At 31.9% G+C, this 22187-nt stretch carries 25 protein-coding genes and 1 riboswitch; of the genes, 4 read left to right on the forward strand and 21 right to left on the reverse strand.

Features of this window, described 5'->3' with window-relative positions:
• Window positions 1-351: 351 nt before the first annotated feature.
• Window positions 352-582, reverse strand: a complete 231-nt coding sequence (locus ACJAX4_RS07615) for a glutaredoxin family protein (protein ID WP_435788858.1) — start codon at window positions 580-582, stop codon at window positions 352-354.
• A gap of 250 nt (window positions 583-832) precedes the next feature.
• Here ACJAX4_RS07615 and ACJAX4_RS07620 point away from each other — a divergent pair, with 250 nt between their 5' ends.
• Both ACJAX4_RS07620 and hydE read left to right on the forward strand, forming a co-directional pair.
• Window positions 833-1495 (forward strand): YczE/YyaS/YitT family protein, encoded by a 663-nt coding sequence (locus ACJAX4_RS07620; RefSeq protein ID WP_435788859.1) that lies wholly within the window; start codon window positions 833-835, stop codon window positions 1493-1495.
• Between the two features lie 169 nt (window positions 1496-1664).
• Complete coding sequence (gene hydE / locus ACJAX4_RS07625; protein ID WP_435788860.1) at window positions 1665-2720, forward strand: [FeFe] hydrogenase H-cluster radical SAM maturase HydE; 1056 nt, start codon at window positions 1665-1667, stop codon at window positions 2718-2720.
• Between the two features lie 198 nt (window positions 2721-2918).
• Here hydE and ACJAX4_RS07630 read toward each other — a convergent pair whose 3' ends face one another.
• The 3 genes from ACJAX4_RS07630 to ACJAX4_RS07640 form a co-directional block, all read right to left on the reverse strand.
• Window positions 2919-4694 carry a methyl-accepting chemotaxis protein gene (locus ACJAX4_RS07630; protein WP_435788861.1) on the reverse strand — a complete coding sequence of 592 codons (1776 nt, stop codon included), beginning with the start codon at window positions 4692-4694 and terminating at the stop codon, window positions 2919-2921.
• 196 nt (window positions 4695-4890) lie between these two features.
• On the reverse strand, window positions 4891-5526 hold the full coding sequence (locus tag ACJAX4_RS07635; protein WP_435788862.1) for a flavodoxin family protein: 636 nt from the start codon (window positions 5524-5526) through the stop codon (window positions 4891-4893).
• A 67-nt stretch (window positions 5527-5593) separates the two neighbouring features.
• Window positions 5594-5878: a putative quinol monooxygenase gene (locus tag ACJAX4_RS07640; RefSeq protein ID WP_435788863.1), complete on the reverse strand. Its 285-nt coding sequence runs from the start codon at window positions 5876-5878 to the stop codon at window positions 5594-5596.
• A gap of 222 nt (window positions 5879-6100) precedes the next feature.
• Here ACJAX4_RS07640 and ACJAX4_RS07645 point away from each other — a divergent pair, with 222 nt between their 5' ends.
• Window positions 6101-6430, forward strand: a complete 330-nt coding sequence (locus ACJAX4_RS07645; protein WP_435788864.1) for a winged helix-turn-helix transcriptional regulator — start codon at window positions 6101-6103, stop codon at window positions 6428-6430.
• 98 nt (window positions 6431-6528) lie between these two features.
• On the opposite strand, the gene ACJAX4_RS07650 is transcribed toward ACJAX4_RS07645, so the two are convergent.
• The 15 genes from ACJAX4_RS07650 to ACJAX4_RS07720 form a co-directional block, all read right to left on the reverse strand.
• Window positions 6529-7008, reverse strand: coding sequence for a flavodoxin domain-containing protein (locus tag ACJAX4_RS07650; RefSeq protein ID WP_435788865.1), 480 nt, complete (start codon window positions 7006-7008; stop codon window positions 6529-6531).
• A gap of 52 nt (window positions 7009-7060) precedes the next feature.
• Window positions 7061-7843 (reverse strand): HAD family hydrolase, encoded by a 783-nt coding sequence (locus tag ACJAX4_RS07655; RefSeq protein WP_435788866.1) that lies wholly within the window; start codon window positions 7841-7843, stop codon window positions 7061-7063.
• Window positions 7836-8129: a diguanylate cyclase domain-containing protein gene (locus ACJAX4_RS07660; RefSeq protein WP_435788867.1), complete on the reverse strand. Its 294-nt coding sequence runs from the start codon at window positions 8127-8129 to the stop codon at window positions 7836-7838. The genes ACJAX4_RS07655 and ACJAX4_RS07660 overlap by 8 nt, the downstream gene beginning before the upstream one ends.
• A 35-nt stretch (window positions 8130-8164) precedes the next feature.
• Entirely contained in the window at window positions 8165-8308 is a 144-nt protein-coding gene (locus ACJAX4_RS07665) for a diguanylate cyclase domain-containing protein (RefSeq protein WP_435788868.1), read from the reverse strand.
• A 281-nt stretch (window positions 8309-8589) separates the two neighbouring features.
• Window positions 8590-10470 carry a molecular chaperone HtpG gene (gene htpG / locus ACJAX4_RS07670; RefSeq protein WP_435788869.1) on the reverse strand — a complete coding sequence of 627 codons (1881 nt, stop codon included), beginning with the start codon at window positions 10468-10470 and terminating at the stop codon, window positions 8590-8592.
• Between the two features lie 181 nt (window positions 10471-10651).
• Window positions 10652-10987 carry a phosphoribosyl-ATP diphosphatase gene (hisE, locus tag ACJAX4_RS07675; RefSeq protein WP_435788870.1) on the reverse strand — a complete coding sequence of 112 codons (336 nt, stop codon included), beginning with the start codon at window positions 10985-10987 and terminating at the stop codon, window positions 10652-10654.
• Window positions 10984-11340, reverse strand: coding sequence for a phosphoribosyl-AMP cyclohydrolase (gene hisI / locus ACJAX4_RS07680; protein ID WP_435788871.1), 357 nt, complete (start codon window positions 11338-11340; stop codon window positions 10984-10986). Before hisI ends, hisE begins: the two co-directional genes overlap by 4 nt.
• Window positions 11341-11367: 27 nt before the next feature.
• Entirely contained in the window at window positions 11368-12129 is a 762-nt protein-coding gene (hisF, locus tag ACJAX4_RS07685) for an imidazole glycerol phosphate synthase subunit HisF (RefSeq protein WP_435788872.1), read from the reverse strand.
• Window positions 12130-12131: 2 nt separating this feature from the next.
• Window positions 12132-12848: a 1-(5-phosphoribosyl)-5-[(5-phosphoribosylamino)methylideneamino]imidazole-4-carboxamide isomerase gene (hisA, locus tag ACJAX4_RS07690; RefSeq protein ID WP_435788873.1), complete on the reverse strand. Its 717-nt coding sequence runs from the start codon at window positions 12846-12848 to the stop codon at window positions 12132-12134.
• Entirely contained in the window at window positions 12848-13450 is a 603-nt protein-coding gene (gene hisH, locus ACJAX4_RS07695; protein WP_435788874.1) for an imidazole glycerol phosphate synthase subunit HisH, read from the reverse strand. Before hisH ends, hisA begins: the two co-directional genes overlap by 1 nt.
• 12 nt (window positions 13451-13462) lie before the next feature.
• Complete coding sequence (hisB, locus tag ACJAX4_RS07700) at window positions 13463-14053, reverse strand: imidazoleglycerol-phosphate dehydratase HisB (RefSeq protein WP_435788875.1); 591 nt, start codon at window positions 14051-14053, stop codon at window positions 13463-13465.
• Window positions 14054-14087: 34 nt separating this feature from the next.
• Window positions 14088-15155 (reverse strand): histidinol-phosphate transaminase, encoded by a 1068-nt coding sequence (gene hisC / locus ACJAX4_RS07705; protein WP_435788876.1) that lies wholly within the window; start codon window positions 15153-15155, stop codon window positions 14088-14090.
• Window positions 15152-16447 carry a histidinol dehydrogenase gene (gene hisD, locus ACJAX4_RS07710; RefSeq protein ID WP_435788877.1) on the reverse strand — a complete coding sequence of 432 codons (1296 nt, stop codon included), beginning with the start codon at window positions 16445-16447 and terminating at the stop codon, window positions 15152-15154. Before hisD ends, hisC begins: the two co-directional genes overlap by 4 nt.
• Window positions 16444-17094: an ATP phosphoribosyltransferase gene (gene hisG / locus ACJAX4_RS07715; RefSeq protein WP_435788878.1), complete on the reverse strand. Its 651-nt coding sequence runs from the start codon at window positions 17092-17094 to the stop codon at window positions 16444-16446. Before hisG ends, hisD begins: the two co-directional genes overlap by 4 nt.
• A 2-nt stretch (window positions 17095-17096) precedes the next feature.
• Entirely contained in the window at window positions 17097-18365 is a 1269-nt protein-coding gene (locus ACJAX4_RS07720) for an ATP phosphoribosyltransferase regulatory subunit (protein ID WP_435788879.1), read from the reverse strand.
• 165 nt (window positions 18366-18530) lie between these two features.
• Window positions 18531-18638: riboswitch (TPP riboswitch) on the forward strand.
• A gap of 73 nt (window positions 18639-18711) precedes the next feature.
• On the opposite strand from ACJAX4_RS07720, the gene thiC reads away from it, so the two are divergent.
• On the forward strand, window positions 18712-20022 hold the full coding sequence (thiC, locus tag ACJAX4_RS07725; protein WP_435788880.1) for a phosphomethylpyrimidine synthase ThiC: 1311 nt from the start codon (window positions 18712-18714) through the stop codon (window positions 20020-20022).
• Between the two features lie 65 nt (window positions 20023-20087).
• On the opposite strand, the gene ACJAX4_RS07730 is transcribed toward thiC, so the two are convergent.
• Together ACJAX4_RS07730 and argB are read right to left on the reverse strand one after the other, a co-directional pair.
• Complete coding sequence (locus tag ACJAX4_RS07730; protein WP_435788881.1) at window positions 20088-21272, reverse strand: aspartate aminotransferase family protein; 1185 nt, start codon at window positions 21270-21272, stop codon at window positions 20088-20090.
• A gap of 35 nt (window positions 21273-21307) precedes the next feature.
• The gene (gene argB / locus ACJAX4_RS07735) at window positions 21308-22174 is read right to left on the reverse strand and encodes an acetylglutamate kinase (RefSeq protein ID WP_435788882.1); all 867 of its coding nucleotides are present in this window, start codon (window positions 22172-22174) and stop codon (window positions 21308-21310) included.
• Between the last annotated feature and the right edge of the window lie 13 nt (window positions 22175-22187).

Raw genomic sequence — 22187 nt, forward strand, 5'->3', positions numbered from 1 at the left:
ATTTAGTCTTACGACTAAAATTCACTTTATTTACTAAAGTAATTAACTGGTTTAGCAAAATATTATTTTGCTATCTTTACCTATTTCTCTGTTTAATTTTCAAAGACCAATTTAAATTTGCTGTTAGTCAACAAGTGACTACTTTTAATATAATAACAGTTATAATTGTACATGTCAACGTTTTTATTGCTTTTTTAATAATTAATGACATTTAAGAAGACCGTCCCACTAAATTCGCGCATAAAATATATATATGACGTTAAATAATCTTATGAATTCTTTTAAAAAAAATAAAGCGAACAGATAGTTAAACTACCCATTCACTTTGTTTCATATTATAAATATGACTTCTTATAGTTTTAATAAAGCAACTATTTTTTCTTTGTCGAATCCAACCATTTCTTCTCCATTAATATCTATAACTGGAACGCCTCTATAACCTTTTTTTATTAGTGCCTTTTTAGCCTCTGGATCTTCAGAAATATTATGCTCTATATATTCAATTTTGTTCGCTTTAAAAAAGTCCGTAGCCATATGACAATATCCACATGTATTACTTGTATAAATCTCAACTTTATTCATAATAATCTCTCCTTTATTTTTGCTGATTAATTTAAATTGCGAGCAATTAAATTATAATTTTATGTTAGCATCTTTCTTTACCTACGTCAATAATATTATATGCTAACATCTGTGTTTAGCACTACATTATATTAACTATATTTATTATACCCACTTATTTATTTAACCAGCATTAATAATTACATTTATAGAGGTTAAATTTATTATAAATGTTATAATAGATTTATTATTAGTAAGGGGGATTTTATTTATGAAACAATTTTATATCCGTATGCTGCGATTAATATGCGGACTTTTCTTATATGCACTTGGAATAGTTGTTACAATGAATGCCCATATAGGCTATGCTCCATGGGATGTTTTCCATGTTGGGTTTGCAAAAATGGCAGGGATAAGTATCGGAACCGCTTCTATTGCAACTGGAGTAGTTATTGGAATGATATCAGTATTTCTTGGTGAAAAATTGGGACTTGGCACCATTTTAAATATGATTCTTATTGGGGTATTTTTGGATATGATTCTGGCATTAAATATAATACCTCTGGCCAGGAACCTCTCTTTCGGAATCGTAATGATGATTATAGGATTGTTTATAATTGCTTTAGCTACATACTTTTACATTGGGTCTTCATTTGGCGCAGGTCCTAGAGACAGTTTAATGGTGGCACTTATTCGAAAGACAGGTCTACCTGTAGGAATATGCCGTGGTTCTATCGAACTTATAGCAGTATTGGTCGGATGGAAACTTGGCGGTATGATTGGTATCGGAACAATTATATCAGCATTTACAATAGGCTTTTGTGTCCAATCCACTTTCAAATTACTAAAGTTTGATGCAACAAAGGTCAATCATGAAACATTGCATGAAACATATACAATACATTTTAAAGATAAAACTAGCACCCCACTTTAGTTGTGGATAGTTTATTTACTAATATACTAATTTATTTTGTGTTTTATCTTTACATATATTTTTTTAAACATTATTATAGTCTTAGTACTAAATATTAGTGACATAATAATTAGAAATTGGTTTATGCACCACACAACCAAAGTGAAAAATACTAGGAGGTATCCTTAAGGTGGAATTACTAGAAATCATAAACAAGGCTAAAACAAATCATATACTAAGTAAAAACGAAATTATTTCCCTTTTGAGTAGTAAGGATGTAGATCAAGAAATGTTTTATGCTGCTGATGAAGTCAGGAGAAAATATTTAGGTGATGATGTTCATCTTAGAGGTCTTATTGAATTCACCAACATATGTAAAAGAAATTGTCTTTACTGTGGACTTAGGCGGGATAATAATAATATAAATAGATACAGGCTTACAGAAGAACAAATTTTAGACTTCGCAACTAAAGCTAAGTCATTCGGCTATAAAACTATAGTACTTCAAGGTGGTGAAGATGATTATTACACCACGGATAAAGTTATTAGGATAATAAAAGAAATTAAGGCTTTGGATTTAGCATTAACTTTAAGCATAGGCGAAAAAACTTATGAAGAATATAAAGCTTTTAGAGAAGCTGGTGCTGACAGATATCTTCTTAGAATTGAAACAACGGATAAAAACCTTTATGAGAAACTAGATCCAGGTATGAGTCACAATAACAGATTAAATTGCTTGAAGAATTTAAAAGAATTAGGTTTTGAAGTTGGCACAGGAGTCATGGTTGGTCTTCCAAGCCAAACTATTGAATCCTATGCGGATGATATCTTATTTTTTAAAGAAATAAATGCTGACATGTTAGGCATAGGGCCTTTTATTCCAAACGAAGACACCCCACTATCAGATGCCAATGGTAAGGAATTAACAATGGCACTTAAAGTTATGGCTATAACTCGTTTACTGCTACCAGACATTAACATACCTGCAACAACGGCTATGGAATCCTTAAATAAAAACGGAAGGCTCATGGCCCTCCAAAGTGGCGCCAATGTAGTTATGCCGAATGTTACTGAAGGGGAATATAGGAAACAATATGCTCTATATCCCGGTAAAATATGTACTGGCGACACCCCTGCTCATTGTCGTGGGTGCATAACAGGTAAAATTACTAGTATAGGAAGAACAGTTTCAACTAATTATGGTTTTAGAGGAGATAGATCATCTAATATCAATTCTAATAAATGATTTAACAATTTAAAAAAAGAGCCTAAGGCTCTTTTTTTTAACGAAATGTTTTTTTAGCTTCTTTTATTGGTTTATTGTTAACAGGTTCATTTTCAGCATCAACAATTCCAGGCTTGTTATGTCTCTTATTTAAATCATGTTGTATATTCATCGTTGTAGTTTTTATTCTATATTTTAATATTAGAAAATTTTCATATACTATAGTATAAATTTTTGTACTATTTCATCTAACTTACATACAATCTTCTCAAGATTTTCAGCTGTATTTGATATTTCTTCCATAGCACTGGCTTGCTCCTGCATAGATGCAGATATCTCTTCAGTTGAAGCTGCCGATTCTTCTGATACTTCAGACATCCCTTCTATTGATTGTAATACCCTATTTTTGTTTTTGTCTACGTTATTAATATTCACTCCTAAGGTATCGATTTGGGTTATCATATTAGTAATAGCCTTTTCTATACCCTTAAAAGATTTTTGCGACAACTCCATAGACAAATTAGCCTCTTTATTAATACTCGATCCCTTATTTATATTTATTGTTACCTTGTTAATTTCTCCCTGGATTTCACCAATCATATTTGTAATTTCATTTGTAGCTTCTGCAGTTTTTTCTGCAAGTTTCCTTACTTCTTCCGCTACGACTGCAAATCCTTTACCAGCTTCTCCAGCTCTAGCTGCTTCTATAGCAGCGTTTAACGCCAAAAGATTTGTTTGTTCTGCTACAGACTGTATAGTGCTTATAATTTCTCCAATGGAATTAGATTTATTAGCTAGAACAGATATATTTTCAACTACTTCGTCATTTGATTTATTACTTTCCTTAAATTTTTCAGTAAGCTCCTTCATAGACTTCATTCCTTCTGTATTTACTAATTGAGTTTCGTTAGAATACTGTTTTAATAGCTCTGAACTATTTACTGCAGTATTAATTTCTTTCGCAAGAACTGTAAGCTCACTAGACCCACTTTGAGCATCTTCTACTTGACTTGTTGCACCATTTGCCAGCTCCTCAATTGCGGAAGATACCTGCTCTATCGATTGAACAGTTTCGTCTGTAGCAATAGCCATTTCTTTTGAATACTGAAAAACTTCCTTAGAATTACTTTGTAAACTAATGGTTATATCCCTTAGTGATTTTCTTAGTTCAACAACTGCGCGAGCAATAATACCCGTTTCATCCTTGTACTCTAAAATGTCCTCATAACTTTTATCATAAGCTAAATCAAGTTTTGCTGTCTTGTCAACTAACTTACTTATAACTAAGATAGGTTTCGATATTTTTTTGCTAAAATAATATGCTATAATTACAGAACTTCCAATAACAACTGCAATTAAAATCATAAAAGTGATTACATTTTTTATAAAAGCCTTTTTCAAGACTGTCTTCTCATTTGTAATAAATTTATCTATGTCATCAATATAATTTCCTGTGCCTACAACCCAATTAAAATCTTTAAAGGCTTTACTATATCCTCTCTTTAGAGATGCTACTTCTTCCCCTTTTTTAGGAAACCAATAATCTGTAAATCCACCCTCTTCTTTTAATCCATTTGCTACAATTTCTTTTATTATATATTTTCCTTTTACATCCTGGAAATCATATCTATTTGTACCTTCAGTAGCCCCACCAAGAAGTACCACATTTACTCCTTCAACAGTATCTACCCAAAAATAACCACTATCGCCATATTTCATTTCTCTTGTTAAATCAGCTCCAAGTTTCTTGGCTTCTTCTAGAGTCATTTCTCCATTTTGATATTTCTTATTAACACCCTCCAGCATTGTTATAACATTTTGTACTCCATTTTTGATTTTTTCATCATAATCATCTCTAACAGTAGTGTCAATCGTTACGATAGTATTGTTACTAATTTCTGACATGCTAAAGGCGGCCATTCCTCCAATTAATAGTGCAGTTAATAGTACAACTGAAATATTTAAAGCAATTATTTTAGTGCTTATTTTTTTCAACTAAAATCACTCCATTCTTTTTATAATTTTTTTCTGTTTATATGTAAGTTTTTATAATATTATATATTTTATTATCGAATTTATTTTATAACTCTTTACATTTGTTTTCAATAAACAGAAAATTTATATTCCAAGACAAAGCAAATAAAACACATAGCCCATGTTAAATCATGGGCTATGTGTTTTATTTAATATATTAACGAATAAAGTTCATCATTATTTTTCGTTCTTTTTCTGGTGCTTCCACCTTTCCTATTCCGTTTTCTACTAGTTTCATAAGCCATACCATATTCTTTCCTAGCAATCTCATTATTTGTACGCCCTCTTTATCTTGAAGCGCCTCTCCTGGCGACGTGCCATTAATAACACTCCAGTAATTTGAAGTTGGCATTAACATTTCAGAATAATTAATATAATTGTTTAGCTGATTAAAGGTTGGAATTCCACCAGCACGTCTAACAGCTACAACAGATGTACCAACCTTATGTCTTAAGATTCCGCCATTAACACCTACAACATAAAATGCTCTATCTAAAAATGATTTCATAGTGCCCCCCATTGCTGAGAAATGAACAGGTGATCCTAAAATAATTCCATCTGCCTCTTTCATTTTTTGTATCCATCCATTAACCTCGTCACCCGGAAGCACACATTGTTCATTTTGATTTTTTAGACACTTGTTACAGGCAATACATCCTCTGATTGACTTATCCCCTACATTAATAATTTCCGTTTCTATTCCTTCTTTTTCAAGTTCATTTGCAACTAGTTTTATTGCCTGATAAGTGTTGCCTTCTTTATTTGGACTTCCGTTAAATGCTACAACTTTCATTTGTCTTACCTACCTTTTAGTTTTATTTAGAACGATCGTATCTATGTACAAATTTACATGTAGTTTGTTATATCTTTTTATATAGATTAATCTGTGTCTGGCTTTCTTTAAATTCTACAAGTTGTGGAACAATACTAGTGAAATGTTCTGAGTTATTATGAAGTTTAATTGCCTCTTCACTTTTCCATTCTTCTATGAAGGTTAATATATTACAATTATTGGAATCCTCATATAAGTTATAAGATATGCATCCTATTTCTTTTCTGCTTTCATTTATAAGGTTTTCTGCTAAAATTTTAAAATCAGTAGTTTTTCCTTGTTTTATTGTGTTTTTTGCTACTATAGTAATCATTTATATTCAACTCCTTTATACTTGAAAGTATACGCCTTAAAAAAATATAGAACAAGTACGCACTTTTATGTAAGATAGCTTACCCAAAGGTATGAATTGTTGAATTCACTATAGTCTAGAACAAATTGTTTTCTAAGAAAGTTGATTCTATAACTTGAGTAGTATATAATAAAAGATATTTAATATGTTCTATTTATAATTTTTTCATAGGTAGGTGTACAAATGATTAGCTACAATGGTAAAAAATATGTGTGCAATATAGATCTCGGAATGGAATTAATTCGCGGCAAATGGAAAGCAGTTATCTTATGCCATCTAAATGATGGTCCAAAGAGATTTCTAGAACTTCAGAGAATAACCTGTGGTGTTAGCCAAAAGGTTCTTAATGAAAAATTACGAGAATTAGAACGAGATGGCTTAATTAGAAAAATAGTATATGCTGAAGTTCCACCTAAAGTGGAGTTTCTACTAACCGAAATAGGGAAAAACCTTTTCCCTGCATTAGAAATGATACAAAATTGGTCAATTACATATTTTCCTAATGGAAATTAATTATTGCACTTAGACACTAATTCCAAATATTGTAGCCTTTCCTATCGGATCTAGGAAAGGCTATAAGTATTTTCATTTAATTCCACCAATCCTTAATCTTAAACATTGTTTATTAACTGTGCAAATTTATTAATATTATCTTCTGAAATTTTTGATATATCCTTATCACTTTTGCTAATCTTCTTAACAATAAATTTTTCAAAAAAATTCATTTTATTAAATATGAATTCTCCTCCAAAGTAAGATTTTGCAACCGCAGTTGTTAACAATTCTTCAGGAAAAGAGGTGCTTATTTGTTTTTCTGCAATCTCATTCTCACTCATACCACAAGTGAAAAATCCGAGTTTCTTGTTTATTAACGTACTACTATTCACTAAGCAAAATTTATTTATTTCCTTTTGAATTCTACCCATATATATTGATCCACCTACAATAATGTTATCAAACTCAGTGATTTCTGGTATACTGTCCTTTTTTATATCTACAATTTTCACTTCGCCATTAATTTTATCTTTTAAAAGATAGCTACAATTTTCTGTACACCCATGTTTAGATGCATAAATAATAAGTGTTTTCATACTTGCATACCCCCATTCTAGAAAAGATTATTCTTTCTTATAAATCCACTCTTTATAACGCGGCTATTATATTATAGACTCCATCATCATTATTGCTTTCAGCAACAAAATTAGCATGAGTTTTCACATCTTCTGGAGCATTCATCATGGCGTAACTATGGTGAGCTGCTTTAAACATAGTCAAATCATTATAATAATCCCCAAAAACCATGGTTTCCTTTTGATTTATATTGAATTTTTCTTGAAGTATTTTTATAGCATTTCCCTTGCTTATGCCTTTATTCATTATATCTATCCACTTGTCTCCAGATACAACAAATTCAAGTTCATCATTTAAATTTTTCTTCAAATATTCAACAATAGCTGGATTTATGCCATCAGCCATAAAATAAGTAATCTTATATATGGTTTTTTTTATTTCACTTAAAGATTTTACTATTACTACTGGCACCTGAGAAAATGAAAATTGCTTGAGAATATCCTCTGATGGATTTATTGAATATGCATCATTTTCTGCGGCTAAAAATAATTCTTCTCCAAGCTTTGGATTTAAGTTTATTACCTCGTCTATTTGTTTTTTATCAATACTGTTTGAATACAGTGTCTCCCCCTTATTGTTATACTTAACAAGAGCCCCATTATGGGCAATAAATATCATATCCGTATTTACCTTTTCGAAGTTTTTGCTCAGTTGCGAGTAAAACCTACCACTGGCAGCTGCAAATTTTATATTTTTCTCATTAAAAGCATGTATCAAATCAAATATGCTTTCGTTTATTTTACCATTATCATTTAATAGCGTACCATCCATGTCAGTAGCAATGAGTTTAATCATTTAGTTCCTCCTTTTGTAAAATACACATTTTTTTACTTTTTTTATCATCATACATTTTTTTATCTGCTACTTTTATTAATTCTTCAAATGTAACTCCATCATTAGGGAATGATGAGTAACCAGAACTTACCCCACTGTTTTTTTCAGGTAAAATCTCATAGACTGCTTGTTTTATTTTTGAAATGATTTGTTGTAACTTTAAAATATCTATATATTCTAAAATAATTATAAATTCATCTCCACCAATTCTAGCAATGTGACCTTTTAACCCTATTATATCTGTCATTATTTTAGTAGTACTAGTAATATAATCGTCCCCAACTAATGACCCAGGCCATCATTAATTATCTTTGTTCCATCAAGATCACAAACAATAACATAAAAAGAATTCTTTGCTTTAATATGCATGTTGTAAATTTTTTCTATTCCATTTTTATTTAATACCCCCGTCAGAAAATCAGTCAATAAAAATCCCTCTAACTGCTTAATTATTTCTTGGGTGTAATTACTCCATAATATTACACCTAATATATAGATACATGCTCCCAGAGTAAAGCAAATTTTTATTCAATGCTATTATTCTATTATAATTTGATTGAATATTTAATTGTTTCTTAGATACCACACATTTACTCATATCATAAATTTATGATAATTAACATTAAATAATAATAACAAAAATGAGCTGTAAATGAATCCATTTACAGCTCATAAGATAATTTAATTCTAATTAAAATGTATTTTACTTAGATCATTATTTTACATACATTGTTTGTAAACTCTACTGGGTCAGCAACAGGTAACCCTTCGATAAGTAACGCCTGACTGTATAATATATTAGTATATAAGTCAAACTTATCCTTATCTTTTTCGAAAGAATCTTTTAGTGCTACAAACATATCATGGTTTATATTAATTTCTAAAACCTTGTCTGCTTTTACATTCTCATTGTTAGGCATAGAATTCAGTGTTTTTTCCATTTCTATTGTAAGATCGCCCTCATTTGATAAACATACAGGATAGTTTTTAAGTCTTTTTGATGCCCTAACATCCTTAACTTTACCTGATAAAACCTTCTTCATATGCTCAAATAATTCTTTACTTTCTTCTTCATCTTTGATCTCAGTGTCGTCCTTTTTTTCGTCTTCTATACCTAAGTCACCGCTTGATACAGATTTAAATTCTTTCTCTTTATATGCCATTAACATTCTTATAGCAAATTCATCTACTTCATCTGTAAAGTATAGAATTTCAAATCCACTATCTGATACCATTTCAATTTGTGGTAATTTTTCAATTCTCTCGTTAGATTCTCCAGCAGCATAATAAATATATTTTTGGTTTTCTGGCATTCTAGAAACATATTCATCTAAAGTGACCATTTTTTTCTCTTTTGAGGAATAAAACATAAGTAGGTCTTGAAGTACTTCTTTATTGCTGCCGTAATCACTATAAATTCCAAATTTTAATTGTTTACCGAAAGATTTATAGAATTCTTCATACACTTCTCTTTCATTCTTCAATAAATTTTCTAATTCATTTTTGATTTTAGTTTTTATATTTTTAGCTATAAGTTTAAGCTGTCTATCATGTTGTAATACCTCTCTAGATATATTAAGTGATAAATCCTCTGAATCCACTATTCCTTTTACAAAACTAAAATAGTCAGGCAATAAATCTGCACACTTGTTCATGATTAAAACGCTACTTGAATATAATTCTAAGCCTTTTTCATATTCTTTTGTATAAAAATCATAAGGCATTTTTCCTGGAATAAATAATATTGCATTATAACTTAAAGCTCCATCCACACTAATGTGAATATGTTTTGCAGGTTTATCATAGCCATAGTGCTTTTCAGCATAAAAGTTATCATAATCTTCCTTAGTTAATTCACTTTTATTTTTTTTCCATATAGGAACCATGCTGTTTACAGTTTTTTCAGCACTATAATCCTCGTACTCAGTTTCACTACCCTCTTTTAGTCTTGATTCACTTACATCCATCTTAATTGGGTATCTAATAAAGTCAGAATATTTCTTTATAATAGTTTTTAATCCATCTTCTTCTAGATATTGATCAAAGTCTTCATCTTCTATGTTTTCTTTTATTTTAAGAATTATATCTGTACCAAATGAACTTTTTTCACAAGGTTCAATAGTATAACCCTCTGCACCATCAGATTCCCACTTATAAGCCTCGTCACTACCAAATACTTTACTTATAACAGTAATATTATCCGCTACCATAAATGCAGAATAGAAACCAACTCCAAACTGACCAATTATGTCATAACCATCTTTTATATCATTTTCTTTTTTAAATGCCAAAGATCCACTTTTAGCTATAACTCCAAGGTTATCACTAAGCTCTTCTTTTGTCATTCCAATACCTGTATCAGAAATTTTTAATGTCCTAGTTTCCTTATCATTAGCTATTGTTATAAAGTAGTTATCTTTATCAAAAGTTAATGTTTCATCCGTTAATGTTTTATAATAAATTTTATCAATAGCATCACTAGCATTAGAGACAAGTTCTCTTAAAAAAATATCTCTATGAGTATATATTGAATTTACCATCATATCTAAAAGCCTCTTTGATTCTGTTTTAAACTGTTTCTTTTCCAATTATAATTTCCCCTTTCGTACGAATCACTTTGTATTTGTTTTGTTAGCACTCTATGTGTCCGAGTGCTAAATATACTATCAAAATACACCATTTTAGATGATTTGTCAACCCACTATTTACACTTATTTAAGTTTTTTAACAATAAAAGACTGACACATATATGTCAGTCTAATTTCTCTCTTAATGGATTCCTGCAATATCTTCTCTTATTTGTTTTTTATTACCTATTTTCTTCCTTCTTGTTTCAAGCTCTTCCACAATATCTTCTACTTTTATGCCCTTTAGCGCCATAAGTACTAATGTGTGATAGAATAAATCGGATATCTCTAAAACTATTTCTTTCTGATCATCGTTCTTTGCGCTAATTATAACTTCTGCACTTTCCTCCCCTATCTTTTTTAAGATTTTATCCAAACCTTCCTCAAAAAGATAACTTGTGTAAGAACCTTCTATAGGATTTCCTTTTCTTTCTTCAATGATTTCATAAAGTTCCTGTACTACATTATTTTCGTTCATTTTATTAACCCCTTTTCTAATTTATTTTCCGTAATAACGTTCCAAATCTCCCTGTAGAAACAACTTTCATTTCCGGTATGGCAAGCTGCTTCAATTTGTTCTACCTCTAAAAGAATTGTATCACCATCGCAATCAATTTTTATGTTTTTTACATATTGAAAATGACCTGAGGATTCCCCTTTGTTCCAAAACTTGTTTCTAGATCTACTCCAAAACCAAGTTGTTCCTGTTGCCATTGTCCTTTCAAGCGAGTCTTCGTTCATGTATGCAAGCATTAAAACCATTCCAGTTTTATAATCTTGCACTATTGCAGGTAATAATCCATTATTAAATTGAAGCTCATTTATATCCACAAACCCACCACATTTCATTAGTTTTTACTAAATTCTAATTTCTACACCACTATCTTTAAGATACTGTTTTACTTCTCTTATTGTTAATTCTCTGTAATGAAATAAGGAAGCTGCAAGCGCCGCATCTGCTCCGCTTTTCTCGAAAACCTCATAAAAGTCCTCAAGTTTACCACACCCACCTGATGCAATCACAGGAATATTTACACAACGCGTAATTGCATTTAGAAGTTCTATATCATATCCCTTTTTTGTTCCATCGCAATCCATACTAGTTAAGAGTATTTCTCCTGCTCCGAGTTTTTCAACAGTTTTAGCCCAATCTACCGCATCTAGACCCGTATCTATTCTTCCACCATTAATAACTACATTCCATCCTAAACTATCCTCATTCTTCTTCCCATCTATAGCAACAACTACGCATTGGCTTCCAAACTTTGCTGAAGCCTCTGATATAAGCTGAGGATTTCTAATTGCTGCAGAGTTTACAGATATTTTATCTGCTCCAGCTCTAAGGGTTTCCTTAAAATCTTCTAAAGTTTTAATTCCTCCACCTACCGTGAGAGGGATAAATATTTTTTCAGCAGTCCTTTTTACCACATCAAGCATGGTTTTTCTTCCTTCATGAGTGGCAGTAATATCTAAAAAAACTATCTCATCTGCACCTTCACTATTATAAAACTCCGCAATTTCTACAGGGTCTCCTACATCTGTTAAATTTACAAAGTTTATTCCTTTCATTACCCTTCCCATAGTAACATCTAGACAAGGAATGATTCTTTTAGTAAGCATCTTTATCGACTCCCCTCATAGATTGCATCTTCTAATGATATATTCCCACTATAAAGTGCTTTCCCTATAATAGCTCCATACATATTCATATTCACAAGTTTTTTTATATCCTCAATACATTTCATACCACCAGAGGCAATAATATTGCAGGATACCATATCATTCATCTTACCTGTAGCGTAAAAATTAGGTCCCGTCAAAGTGCCATCCCTACTTATATCTGTAAAGATAATAGTTTTTACTCCTAGAGATTCCATTTGTTTAGCAAAATCTATATACTCTATTTTACTGCTGGTTTTCCAACCTTCCACTGCTACATATCCATCCCTTGCATCAATACCCACTGCAATTTTATCTCCAAATTTTTTTAGCGCCTCTTTTACAAGGGCTGGATTATTCAAAGCAGCAGTGCCAAGTATTACTCTACTCAGTCCTTTTTCAATTAGCATATCAATGGTAGCTAAACTCCTTATACCACCACCTAACTGAATAGGAATGTTTACGTCCCTTATAATTTTACTAATGCTATTTAAATTTCCAATAGTTCCAGTTAATGCTCCATCCAAATCTACCATATGTAGATATTCCGCGCCCTTCGCTTTAAAGTTTAGGGCTGTTTGCAAAGGGTCTTCTGCTACAACCTTAGCAGAATTATATTCACCCTGATAAAGTCTAACACATTTCCCATCTTTTAAGTCTATAGCTGGAAATATCTTCATTATACTAGCCTCCCAAAGTTTTCGAGTAGTTTCATGCCGGCTTCCCCGCTTTTCTCTGGGTGAAACTGCATACCAAATATATTACCCTTGCTTACAATTGCGGGTATTTTTTTTTCATAGGTAGTATATGCATTTACTATGCCCTCTTCATGGACCTCTGCATAATAAGAATGAACAAAGTATACATAATTATTTTCCTCTACACCACTTAGTAATGGAGTAGAATTTTCAAAAGATAGACTGTTCCATCCCATATGCGGAATTTTTATAGAACCTTCTAACTTCACAATATTCCCCTTAAAAAAGCCTAACCCCTGGCATGTTTCAATCTCGTAACTTTCCTCAAAGAAGAGTTGCATACCAAGACATATACCAAGTATTGGTTTTCCTTTTTTTGCTGCGGATATGATTACTTTATCAAGACCTTTAGCCTTCATATTTTTCATTGCATCTGGAAAAGCACCAACACCTGGAACAATAATGCTTCTACTTTTTGCTATTTCTTCCTTATCTGAAGATATTATAGAAGGAATATTAAGCATTTTAAGAGCATTTTGAACACTTTTTAAATTTCCCACACCATAATCCACTATAGCTATCATAATATTCCCTCCTTATAAAAATCCTTTTGTAGATAATACTCCTTTTATCCGTGCATCATAGGTAAGAGCTTCACTTAGAGCTTTTCCTAGGGCTTTGAATAGTGCTTCCACCATGTGGTGGTTGTTTTTTCCGTAAATCACTCTTGCATGAATTGTAATTCCAGCATTAGCTGCAACAGCTCTAAAAAATTCTTCCACCATTTCTGTATCAAAACCCCCAAGTCTGTCTACAGTAAAGTTACCTTCAAATACAAGGAAAGCTCTACCGCTAAGATCTAGGGACACTGTAGCAAGTGTTTCATCCATAGGTATAAAACTAGTTCCGTATCTCTTAACTCCCTCTTTACCCTTCATAGCTTCCTTAATAGCACTTCCAAGTACTATCCCTACATCTTCAATGGTATGATGGGAGTCTACATTTAAATCTCCTTTTACCTTTACGTATAAATCCAAAAGTCCTTGTTTTGCAAAAAGACATAACATATGATCAAAAAAACCTATGCCTGTATCTACTTCATATTTTCCAGCTCCATCTAAATTTATATTTAGATCTATTTTTGTTTCCTTACTTTCTCTAATAATTTTTGCTTGTCTTTCAATCACATGCCTCACTCCTTAAGTTTACAGAATAAATATATTAAAGCATATTTATTTCTTGCATTTCCTGGGAAATATTGGTTAATAGATAGCGGTTTTCTTCTCTGCTTCCTACCGTTATTCTCAAACAATTTTGTAATCTACCCGAATCAAATCCTCTTACATTTATGTTTTTATCTAAAAGTTTTCCTTTCATCTTCCGCGCATTTTCTGATTTTATCAATATGAAATTCGCTTCTGATTCGTATATCTTTATGGAAGGAATAGTACTTAGTTCTTGAAGTAAATACTTTTTCTCTACAAGAATACGTTCCACAGTTTTATTTATTATTTCTGAATATTTAATAATAACAGATGCAATGCACTGGGAAATTGCATTCACATTATAAGGTGGTTTTACTTTCTTAAGTTCACCCATTAGCACTTCACCAGTAATCAAAAAACCTACCCTAGCTGCTGCGAGTCCAAACTTAGAACAAGTTCTAAGTACAATTAAATTTTCGTACTTATCAATTAAATCTACTACGGATTTTCCATAAAACTCAAAATAGGCTTCATCAATAACTACAATACAATTACATTCTTTAATAATTTTAATAATGTTCTCTCTTTCTATAACTCCACCTGTAGGATTATTAGGATTAGATAAAAATGCAATCTTAGCTTTTTCTTCATTGACCATATGAATAAAGCCTTCTACATCCAACTTTAAATTAGAGTCCAGTTGAAACTCAATCGGTACTCCACCTGCAACTTTAGTATATAAACAGTACATTGAAAAATCCGGACTTTGAACTCCTACCTTATCGCCTGTATTTAAGAAAGCATTAGCAATAACTTGTATGCACTCATCTGAACCATTTCCAGCCATTACATTTATAGTTTTTACCTTTGCATACTGTGCATAAAGATCACAGACTTCAAAGGCTCGTGGATCTGGATATCTATTAAAAACAAATTTCTCTATTTCCCTACCTATTTCTTTCCGTACATCCTCATTAAAGTCACTAAAATTTTCATTGGCATTTAGCCTAACCTTATAATCAACTTTACCGGCCTCATATGGTTTAAAATTTGTTAAATCACTTCTAAATAAATCCTGTATCATAATTTAAACCTCACTTTTATAGAATTTCCATGAGCAGTCAGCCCTTCAACCTCTGTAAGTTTTATTACCTTATCCTTAACCTCACCTAACGCCTCCTTTGTATAGTATATGTAACTTGATTTCTTTATAAAATCATCTACAGATAATGGAGAAAAGAATCTTGCGGTGCCACCGGTTGGAAGAACATGATTAGGTCCTGCAATATAATCCCCTAGTGGTTCTGGCGAATATTCCCCTAAAAATATAGAACCTGCATTTTTTATATCTCCTAATATATCAAACGGATTGTTTACTAAGACTTCAAGATGCTCTGGTGCAATTTTATTTGCTAAATCTATAGCCTCATTTATATTATCAACAATTAAAATAACTCCATATTTAGAAAGTGATTCTTTTATAATCTCTTTTCGGCTCATATTTTGTATTTGTATTTCAAGCTCACTTACAACCTTTCGTGCAAGATCTTTAGATGTTGTTATAAGCATTGCTGATGCAAGCACATCATGCTCTGCTTGAGACATTAAATCAGCTGCAATAAATTTTTCATTTGCAGTTTCATCTGCAATAATTAATATTTCACTTGGGCCCGCTATCATATCTATATCAACATATCCGAACACACCTTTTTTTGCCGTAGCCACATATATGTTTCCCGGTCCCACTATTTTATCCACCTTAGAAATACTCTCTGTTCCAAAAGCAAGTCCAGCTATTGCTTGTGCACCGCCAACTTTATAAATCTTGTTTACCCCTGCTATATCCGCCGCTACTAAAATGTGTGGGTTAATACTCCCATCCGCAAGTGGTGGTGTTACCATTACCAGGTTTTCTACTCCTGCTATCTTTGCTGGAATAGCATTCATAATAACTGAAGATGGATAAACGGCTGTGCCACCAGGTACATATAACCCTGCGCTTTCCACACCTCTCAGTGTTTGTCCTAAAATAACACCCTTTTCTCTTGTCATCATCCATGGGTTTCTCTTTTGTTTTTCATGAAACTCAGACACATTTTCCTTTGCAAGGTTAATTGCATCCAGAAAGTCTTGGTCTACCATTTTATATGCATTTTTAATTTCTTTTTCTGAAACAATAAGATTATCTCTTGTAATGCATTTACTATCAAATTTTTGTGTGTATTCTACTATTGCCATATCGCCTCTAGTTTTTACATCTTCTAAAATTTTATCCACAACAATATTTATATCCTTTTGTACGTCTTCTGACCTTTGTTTTATGGATTCCATGTAATCTTTTAAAGCACTGCTACTTGCTTGTATAATTTTTATCATAATACCGTCACCCCATTTTCATCTACATATGCTTGAACCCTCAATATTAATTTACTGATTTTTTCTTTTTTCATTTTCATACTTGCTCTATTTACAATCATTCGTGCACTTATATCACAGATTTTTTCAATAATAATAAGTCCATTTTCTTTCAAAGTATCTCCAGTTTCAACCAAATCCACAATTGCATCTGATAATTCTAGTATGGGAGCAAGTTCAACTGATCCATCTAGTTTTATAATTTCAACATCTTCATCATTTTTTTTGAAATAGTCTTTTGCCACTGTAGGATATTTAGTAGCTATCTTTTTACGGTTATATCCATCATAGCTTGTAAAACTAGGAAGCGCCGCCACAGCGAACATGCATTTTCCAACCTTTAAATCTACAACCTCATAAAAATCTTTGTTTTGCTCCATTAAAGTATCTTTACCAACAATGCCTATATCTGCAGCTCCATGTTCTACATAAGTTAACACATCTGTAGATTTCACTAGGACAAATTCTATATTATTTTTTATATCTTTAAGAATTAATTTTCTTCCTTTGTGTCGAAGCTCTGTACAATCTATACCTATGTCTTCAAACATTTTAATAGCGTACTTTTCAAGTCTTCCTTTTGTTAATGCTATCCGTATTGCTTTCATCATTATTCCCCCAAACTCACAATAAATTTCTCTACATCCTCGGTGTAACTTTTCTTGTTTTTTATATCTATTATCTGGACTTCATCATTCTCATACATACATATCAGTTTATCTATGTTTTTTTGATCCCCATAGCTTAAAGCCTTTTCTTTTTCTTCAAATAGGCCTAGCTCAGAAACAAACCCTTTTTTTCGTATTTGTGCTGCAAGCCTTATGGCACTTCCGATTAAGCGATTTTCATAATGAATAAGGAATTTTGATTTTACTTTGTCATTACTACTTCCCTGTTTTAAAAGAACAGATAAGATGTTGTCCACATCTATGGCAAATCCAACTGCTGGCATAGGAGCACCAAACTTCCCGATTAAATTGTCATATCGACCGCCACTAATAATTGTAGTTCCAACTTTACTGCTATATCCTCTAAAAATAACACCTGTATAATAATCAATATTCTGTACCATTCCTAAATCAATTGAAATATGTGCACCAAGTCCTAGACTTTCTATTCTTTCATAAATTTTCTCTATAGTATCTATTGCAGCTAATGCTCTTTTATTTTTTGTTAAGTTTCTAGCTTTTGTAAGGATTTCAATGCCGCCAAATAGCTCAGGTAACTTTTTTAAAGCTTCTAGATTATCTGTGACAAGTATTGCTTCTTTTTCATCTATAAACTCACGAAGTGCTCCAAAGTTTTTACTTCCAACTAGTCCTCTTAACCTTTCCATTTCATCACGATCGAGTTCTATATCCTGAGTTAAACCTTTAAAAAACTCAGCTTGCCCAATTTCAAGTTCGAAATCTTTCACTCCTGCAGCAAGAAGTGCCTGAATTGCTGTTATAATTACTTCTGCATCTGCCTTTTGGTTTTCACTTCCTATTATCTCTATCCCAGATTGGGTAATTTCGCTAATTTTCCCTTCCCAATTTTCATTCATCCTAAATATATTTCCACCGTAGCACAACCTAAGTGGATATAATGAATCTTTAAGCTTTGTTGCGGTGATTCTTGCTATTGGCATTGTCATATCTGGTCTTAGCACCAATATTCTTCCTGCATTATCAAAAAGTTTATACATTTTTTCCTGTTCAATAGATGTGTCATCCCCTTGAAAAACGTCATAAAATTCTAATGTAGGGGATAGCACTTCTAAATAACCACTATTTATATATAATTCCCTAAGTGTATTTGTAATCTTAATTTTATTACTACAATCCTCAAAGAGTACATCTCTTGATCCTTCCGGTATATGGGTTTTCCAACTATTCAAAAATATCTCCTCCAATATTGCTTCAATACGTTATAGCTTTAACTCGTTAAACTAATAGAATAATATCATCTTTATAATTGTAAGTCAAGCATTAATTTTATTAATAATTAAGCTTTACATTAAATCATTTAAGAACTATAATAAGGTCGAAATAATAATTTAATAATAGCAAACAAGGGGAGCTCGTATTATGAGCTGAGAAAGAGACTTTATCTCTGACCCTCATAACCTGATTTGGGTAATTCCAACGTAGGGAGTTTTTTACAACGATGTTTTTTTGTTGCAAGCTCTTTATGAGCTTGCATTTTTTTATTTCAAAATATTATATGGAAAAGGAGATTTTAAAATGATGTATACAACTCAAATGGATGCTGCAAAAAAAGGTATTATAACAAAAGAGATGATAATAGTAGCACAAAAGGAAAATATGCCTACAGAAGTTTTAAGAGATAAAATAGCAAGAGGTGTAGTGGCTTTGCCAGCTAATAAAAATCATAAAGTACTAAGCCCTGAAGGAGTTGGAGAAGGCTTAAAAACTAAAATTAATGTAAATCTAGGTATTTCTAAGGATTGCTGTGATATTGATGAGGAAATGAAAAAAGTACAATTATCCATAGATATGAAAGCTGAAGCTGTAATGGATTTAAGCTCCTTTGGTAAAACTGAAGAATTTAGGAAAAGGCTTATTTCTGACTCCACTGCTATTATAGGTACTGTTCCAATATATGATGCCTTAGGTTTTTACGATAAAGAATTACAAGACATTACGTCTAAAGAATTTATAGATGTGGTAGAAAAACATGCAAAAGATGGAGTTGATTTTGTAACAATTCATGCAGGTTTAAACATCGCCACTGCAAATGTATTTAAAAGAAACAAGAGAATAACTAATATAGTATCAAGGGGCGGATCACTTCTATACGCTTGGATGGAATTAAATCAAAAGGAAAATCCTTTTTATGAATATTTCGATGAGATATTAGATATATGCCAAAAATATGACTTAACTATAAGCCTTGGAGATGCCTGTAGACCTGGTTGCATTAATGATGCAACTGACGCTTGTCAAATCCATGAATTAATGGTGCTTGGTGAATTAACCTTAAGAGCTTGGGAAAAAAATGTACAAGTTATTATAGAAGGACCAGGTCACATGGCAATAAATGAAATTCAGGCGAATGTGTTGCTTGCAAAAAAAATGTGTCATGGTGCACCTTTTTATATTTTAGGACCCATAGTTACAGATATTGCTCCAGGCTATGATCATATTACAAGTGCCATAGGTGGCGCTTTAGCTGCAAGCTATGGAGCTGATTTCCTTTGCTATGTAACGCCAGCAGAACATTTAAGACTCCCTAATGTCGATGATGTACGTGAAGGTATTATTGCTGCAAAAATTGCCGCTCACGCTGGAGATATTGCCAAAAATATTACTGGTAGCCGTGACTGGGATAATGAAATGAGCACAGCAAGACAAAATCTTAATTGGAAGAGAATGTTCGAACTTGCTATTGATCCAGATAAAGCTAAAAGATATAGAAAAGAATCGATACCAGAGAATGTTGATAGCTGTACTATGTGTGGTAAAATGTGTTCAATGAGAACTATGAATAAAATAATGCAAGGTAAGGATCTCAATATATTAAGAGAAAATTGATTATTTAACTCAATTAAAAAGGTAGTCTGAGCAATTGAAAGCTAGACTACCTTTATCATAAGGTGTTAAATACAATTTAATGTTTCTTCTAATGTTTGTAGTGCTATATCAATATCTTCATAGCTTATGATAAGTGGTGGTAGCATTCTTACTACATTTTCCCCTGCACTTAAAAAAAGAACTCCCTTTTGTATACATGAATTTAGTATTTCCTTTACTGCGCAGTTTAATTCTACTCCTATCATTAGCCCTGCCCCTCTAATTTCTTTAATCTTGTCAGTATTCATATTTTTAAGTTTTGTAGTTATATACTTTCCTTTTTCTTCAACCTGTTTTAGAAATCCATCTTGGCAAATTATTTTTAATACTTGGATGGCCGCAGCAGCTGCAATGGGACTTCCACCAAAGGTACTCCCATGATCGCCTTTTTTAATTACATTTTCCATTTTAGAATTGAAAAGAACAGCGCCTATGGGAACTCCACCGCCGAGACCTTTCGCTGTAGTTACTATATCAGGTTTTACATCTAATGCTTCATAAGCAAAGAATTTGCCTGTCCTGCCAATACCAGATTGCACCTCATCAAAAATAAGTAAAGTATCTGTTTGTGTACATAGTTCTTCTACTTGTTTTGCAAACTCCGCGCTCATAGGGATAATTCCACCTTCACCCTGAATGGCTTCTAGCATTACAGCACACACAGTATTATCAAGCGCTTCCTTCATTTCATCAAAATTATTCAATTCTACATATTTAAAGCCCTCAGTGAAAGGATAAAAGTATTTATGGTATTTCTCTTGTCCAGTAGCAGCAAGTGTAGTAATAGTTCTTCCATGAAAAGATTGTTTTAATGTAATAATTTTATTTTTCTTTCCATTGTAGTTATCAAAACCATATTTTCTAGCCATTTTTATTGCACATTCATTTGCTTCAGCACCAGAATTCGCAAAAAATACTTTAGACATTTTTGTAATTTGTGTTAGTTGTTTTGCAAGTTCTATAGTGGTTGGATTATAAAAAATATTTGATGTGTGAAGAATATTATCTATTTGTTCATGAAGTGCTTTTTTTAATCCTTCATTGTTATATCCAAGACTACTTACGCCTATACCTGCAGTCATATCAATATATTCTTTGCCATCCACATCGTATAATTTAGAACCTTTGCCTGCTTTAATTACAACAGGAAATCTAGCATAATTTTGCATTATATATTTTTGTTCTTTTTCCATTTCTAATTGAGCATTCATTATTATCACCCTTTTCTATATATTTTTTAAGATAATTAATCTATCATCGTTCCAATTCCTTCATCTAAAAACATTTCTAGTAAAATAGAATGGGGAACTCTTCCATCAATAATATGTGTTCTTTTAACGCCACCTTCTATAGCTTGTTCGCAGCATTCAATTTTAGGAATCATTCCACCTTTTATAATTCCTTCTTTTTTTAGTAAATGAATATCTTTAACATCTACTTCAGTTATAAGACTTGTTTCATCCTCAAAATCTCTTAGAATTCCAGGTACGTCCGTAAGGAGAATAAGCTTATCTGCCTTTAACTTTGCAGCTATTTTAGAAGCAGCATAATCTGCATTTATATTATAAGCTTTATAGTCATCCTCGCCGAGGGCCACAGTAGATACCACTGGTATATAACCGTCATTCAAACAATTTATTAGTACCATTTCATCTACGGAGGTTACCTCACCTACATAGCCTAAGTCTACTTCATCTTTGGAGACTTTCTTTTTTGCTTTTAAAAGACCTGCATCAATTCCACTGAGTCCTATAGCTTTTCCTCCGTTTTTATCAATTAAAGCAACGATTTCTTTATTAACTTTACCATCAAGAACCATCTGAACAACTTCCATAGTTTCATCATCCGTTACTCTAAGTCCATTAATAAATTCGCATTTTTTACCAAACTTACTTAAATATTTGTTTATCTGTGGTCCACCACCGTGAACTACTACTACTTTTATACCTATACAACTCAAAAGAATTAAATCGTTTATTACCATTTCCTTTAAGCTTTCATTTATCATTGCATTCCCGCCATATTTAACCACAATAGTTTTCCCAAAGTGCTTCTGTATATAAGGGAGAGCTTGAATTAATATGTCTGCCTTAACTTTATCTCTAATAGCCATTTCACTTAATCTC

Origin of the sequence: Clostridium sp. (genome assembly GCF_051278035.1) — a bacterium.
Lineage (GTDB): Bacteria > Bacillota > Clostridia > Clostridiales > Clostridiaceae > Clostridium_AD.

Excerpts from the sequence above, each read along its gene's own strand:
- hisE (WP_435788870.1), bottom strand. The coding sequence starts at position 10,987 with ATGAACGAAAATAATGTAGTACAGGAACTTTATGAAATCATTGAAGAA.
- ACJAX4_RS07645 (WP_435788864.1), top strand. The coding sequence starts at position 6,101 with ATGATTAGCTACAATGGTAAAAAATATGTGTGCAATATAGATCTCGGA.
- hisD (WP_435788877.1), bottom strand. The coding sequence starts at position 16,447 with ATGATAAAAATTATACAAGCAAGTAGCAGTGCTTTAAAAGATTACATG.
- ACJAX4_RS07660 (WP_435788867.1), bottom strand. The coding sequence starts at position 8,129 with ATGACAGATATAATAGGGTTAAAAGGTCACATTGCTAGAATTGGTGGA.
- ACJAX4_RS07615 (WP_435788858.1), bottom strand. The coding sequence starts at position 582 with ATGAATAAAGTTGAGATTTATACAAGTAATACATGTGGATATTGTCAT.
- thiC (WP_435788880.1), top strand. The coding sequence starts at position 18,712 with ATGATGTATACAACTCAAATGGATGCTGCAAAAAAAGGTATTATAACA.
- ACJAX4_RS07640 (WP_435788863.1), bottom strand. The coding sequence starts at position 5,878 with ATGATTACTATAGTAGCAAAAAACACAATAAAACAAGGAAAAACTACT.
- hisH (WP_435788874.1), bottom strand. The coding sequence starts at position 13,450 with ATGATAGCTATAGTGGATTATGGTGTGGGAAATTTAAAAAGTGTTCAA.
- ACJAX4_RS07635 (WP_435788862.1), bottom strand. The coding sequence starts at position 5,526 with ATGAAAGTTGTAGCATTTAACGGAAGTCCAAATAAAGAAGGCAACACT.
- hisF (WP_435788872.1), bottom strand. The coding sequence starts at position 12,129 with ATGCTTACTAAAAGAATCATTCCTTGTCTAGATGTTACTATGGGAAGG.
- ACJAX4_RS07650 (WP_435788865.1), bottom strand. The coding sequence starts at position 7,008 with ATGAAAACACTTATTATTTATGCATCTAAACATGGGTGTACAGAAAAT.
- ACJAX4_RS07730 (WP_435788881.1), bottom strand. The coding sequence starts at position 21,272 with ATGAATGCTCAATTAGAAATGGAAAAAGAACAAAAATATATAATGCAA.
- argB (WP_435788882.1), bottom strand. The coding sequence starts at position 22,174 with ATGGCTATTAGAGATAAAGTTAAGGCAGACATATTAATTCAAGCTCTC.
- ACJAX4_RS07655 (WP_435788866.1), bottom strand. The coding sequence starts at position 7,843 with ATGATTAAACTCATTGCTACTGACATGGATGGTACGCTATTAAATGAT.
- hisA (WP_435788873.1), bottom strand. The coding sequence starts at position 12,848 with ATGAAGATATTTCCAGCTATAGACTTAAAAGATGGGAAATGTGTTAGA.
- hisG (WP_435788878.1), bottom strand. The coding sequence starts at position 17,094 with ATGAAAGCAATACGGATAGCATTAACAAAAGGAAGACTTGAAAAGTAC.
- hisC (WP_435788876.1), bottom strand. The coding sequence starts at position 15,155 with ATGATACAGGATTTATTTAGAAGTGATTTAACAAATTTTAAACCATAT.
- ACJAX4_RS07620 (WP_435788859.1), top strand. The coding sequence starts at position 833 with ATGAAACAATTTTATATCCGTATGCTGCGATTAATATGCGGACTTTTC.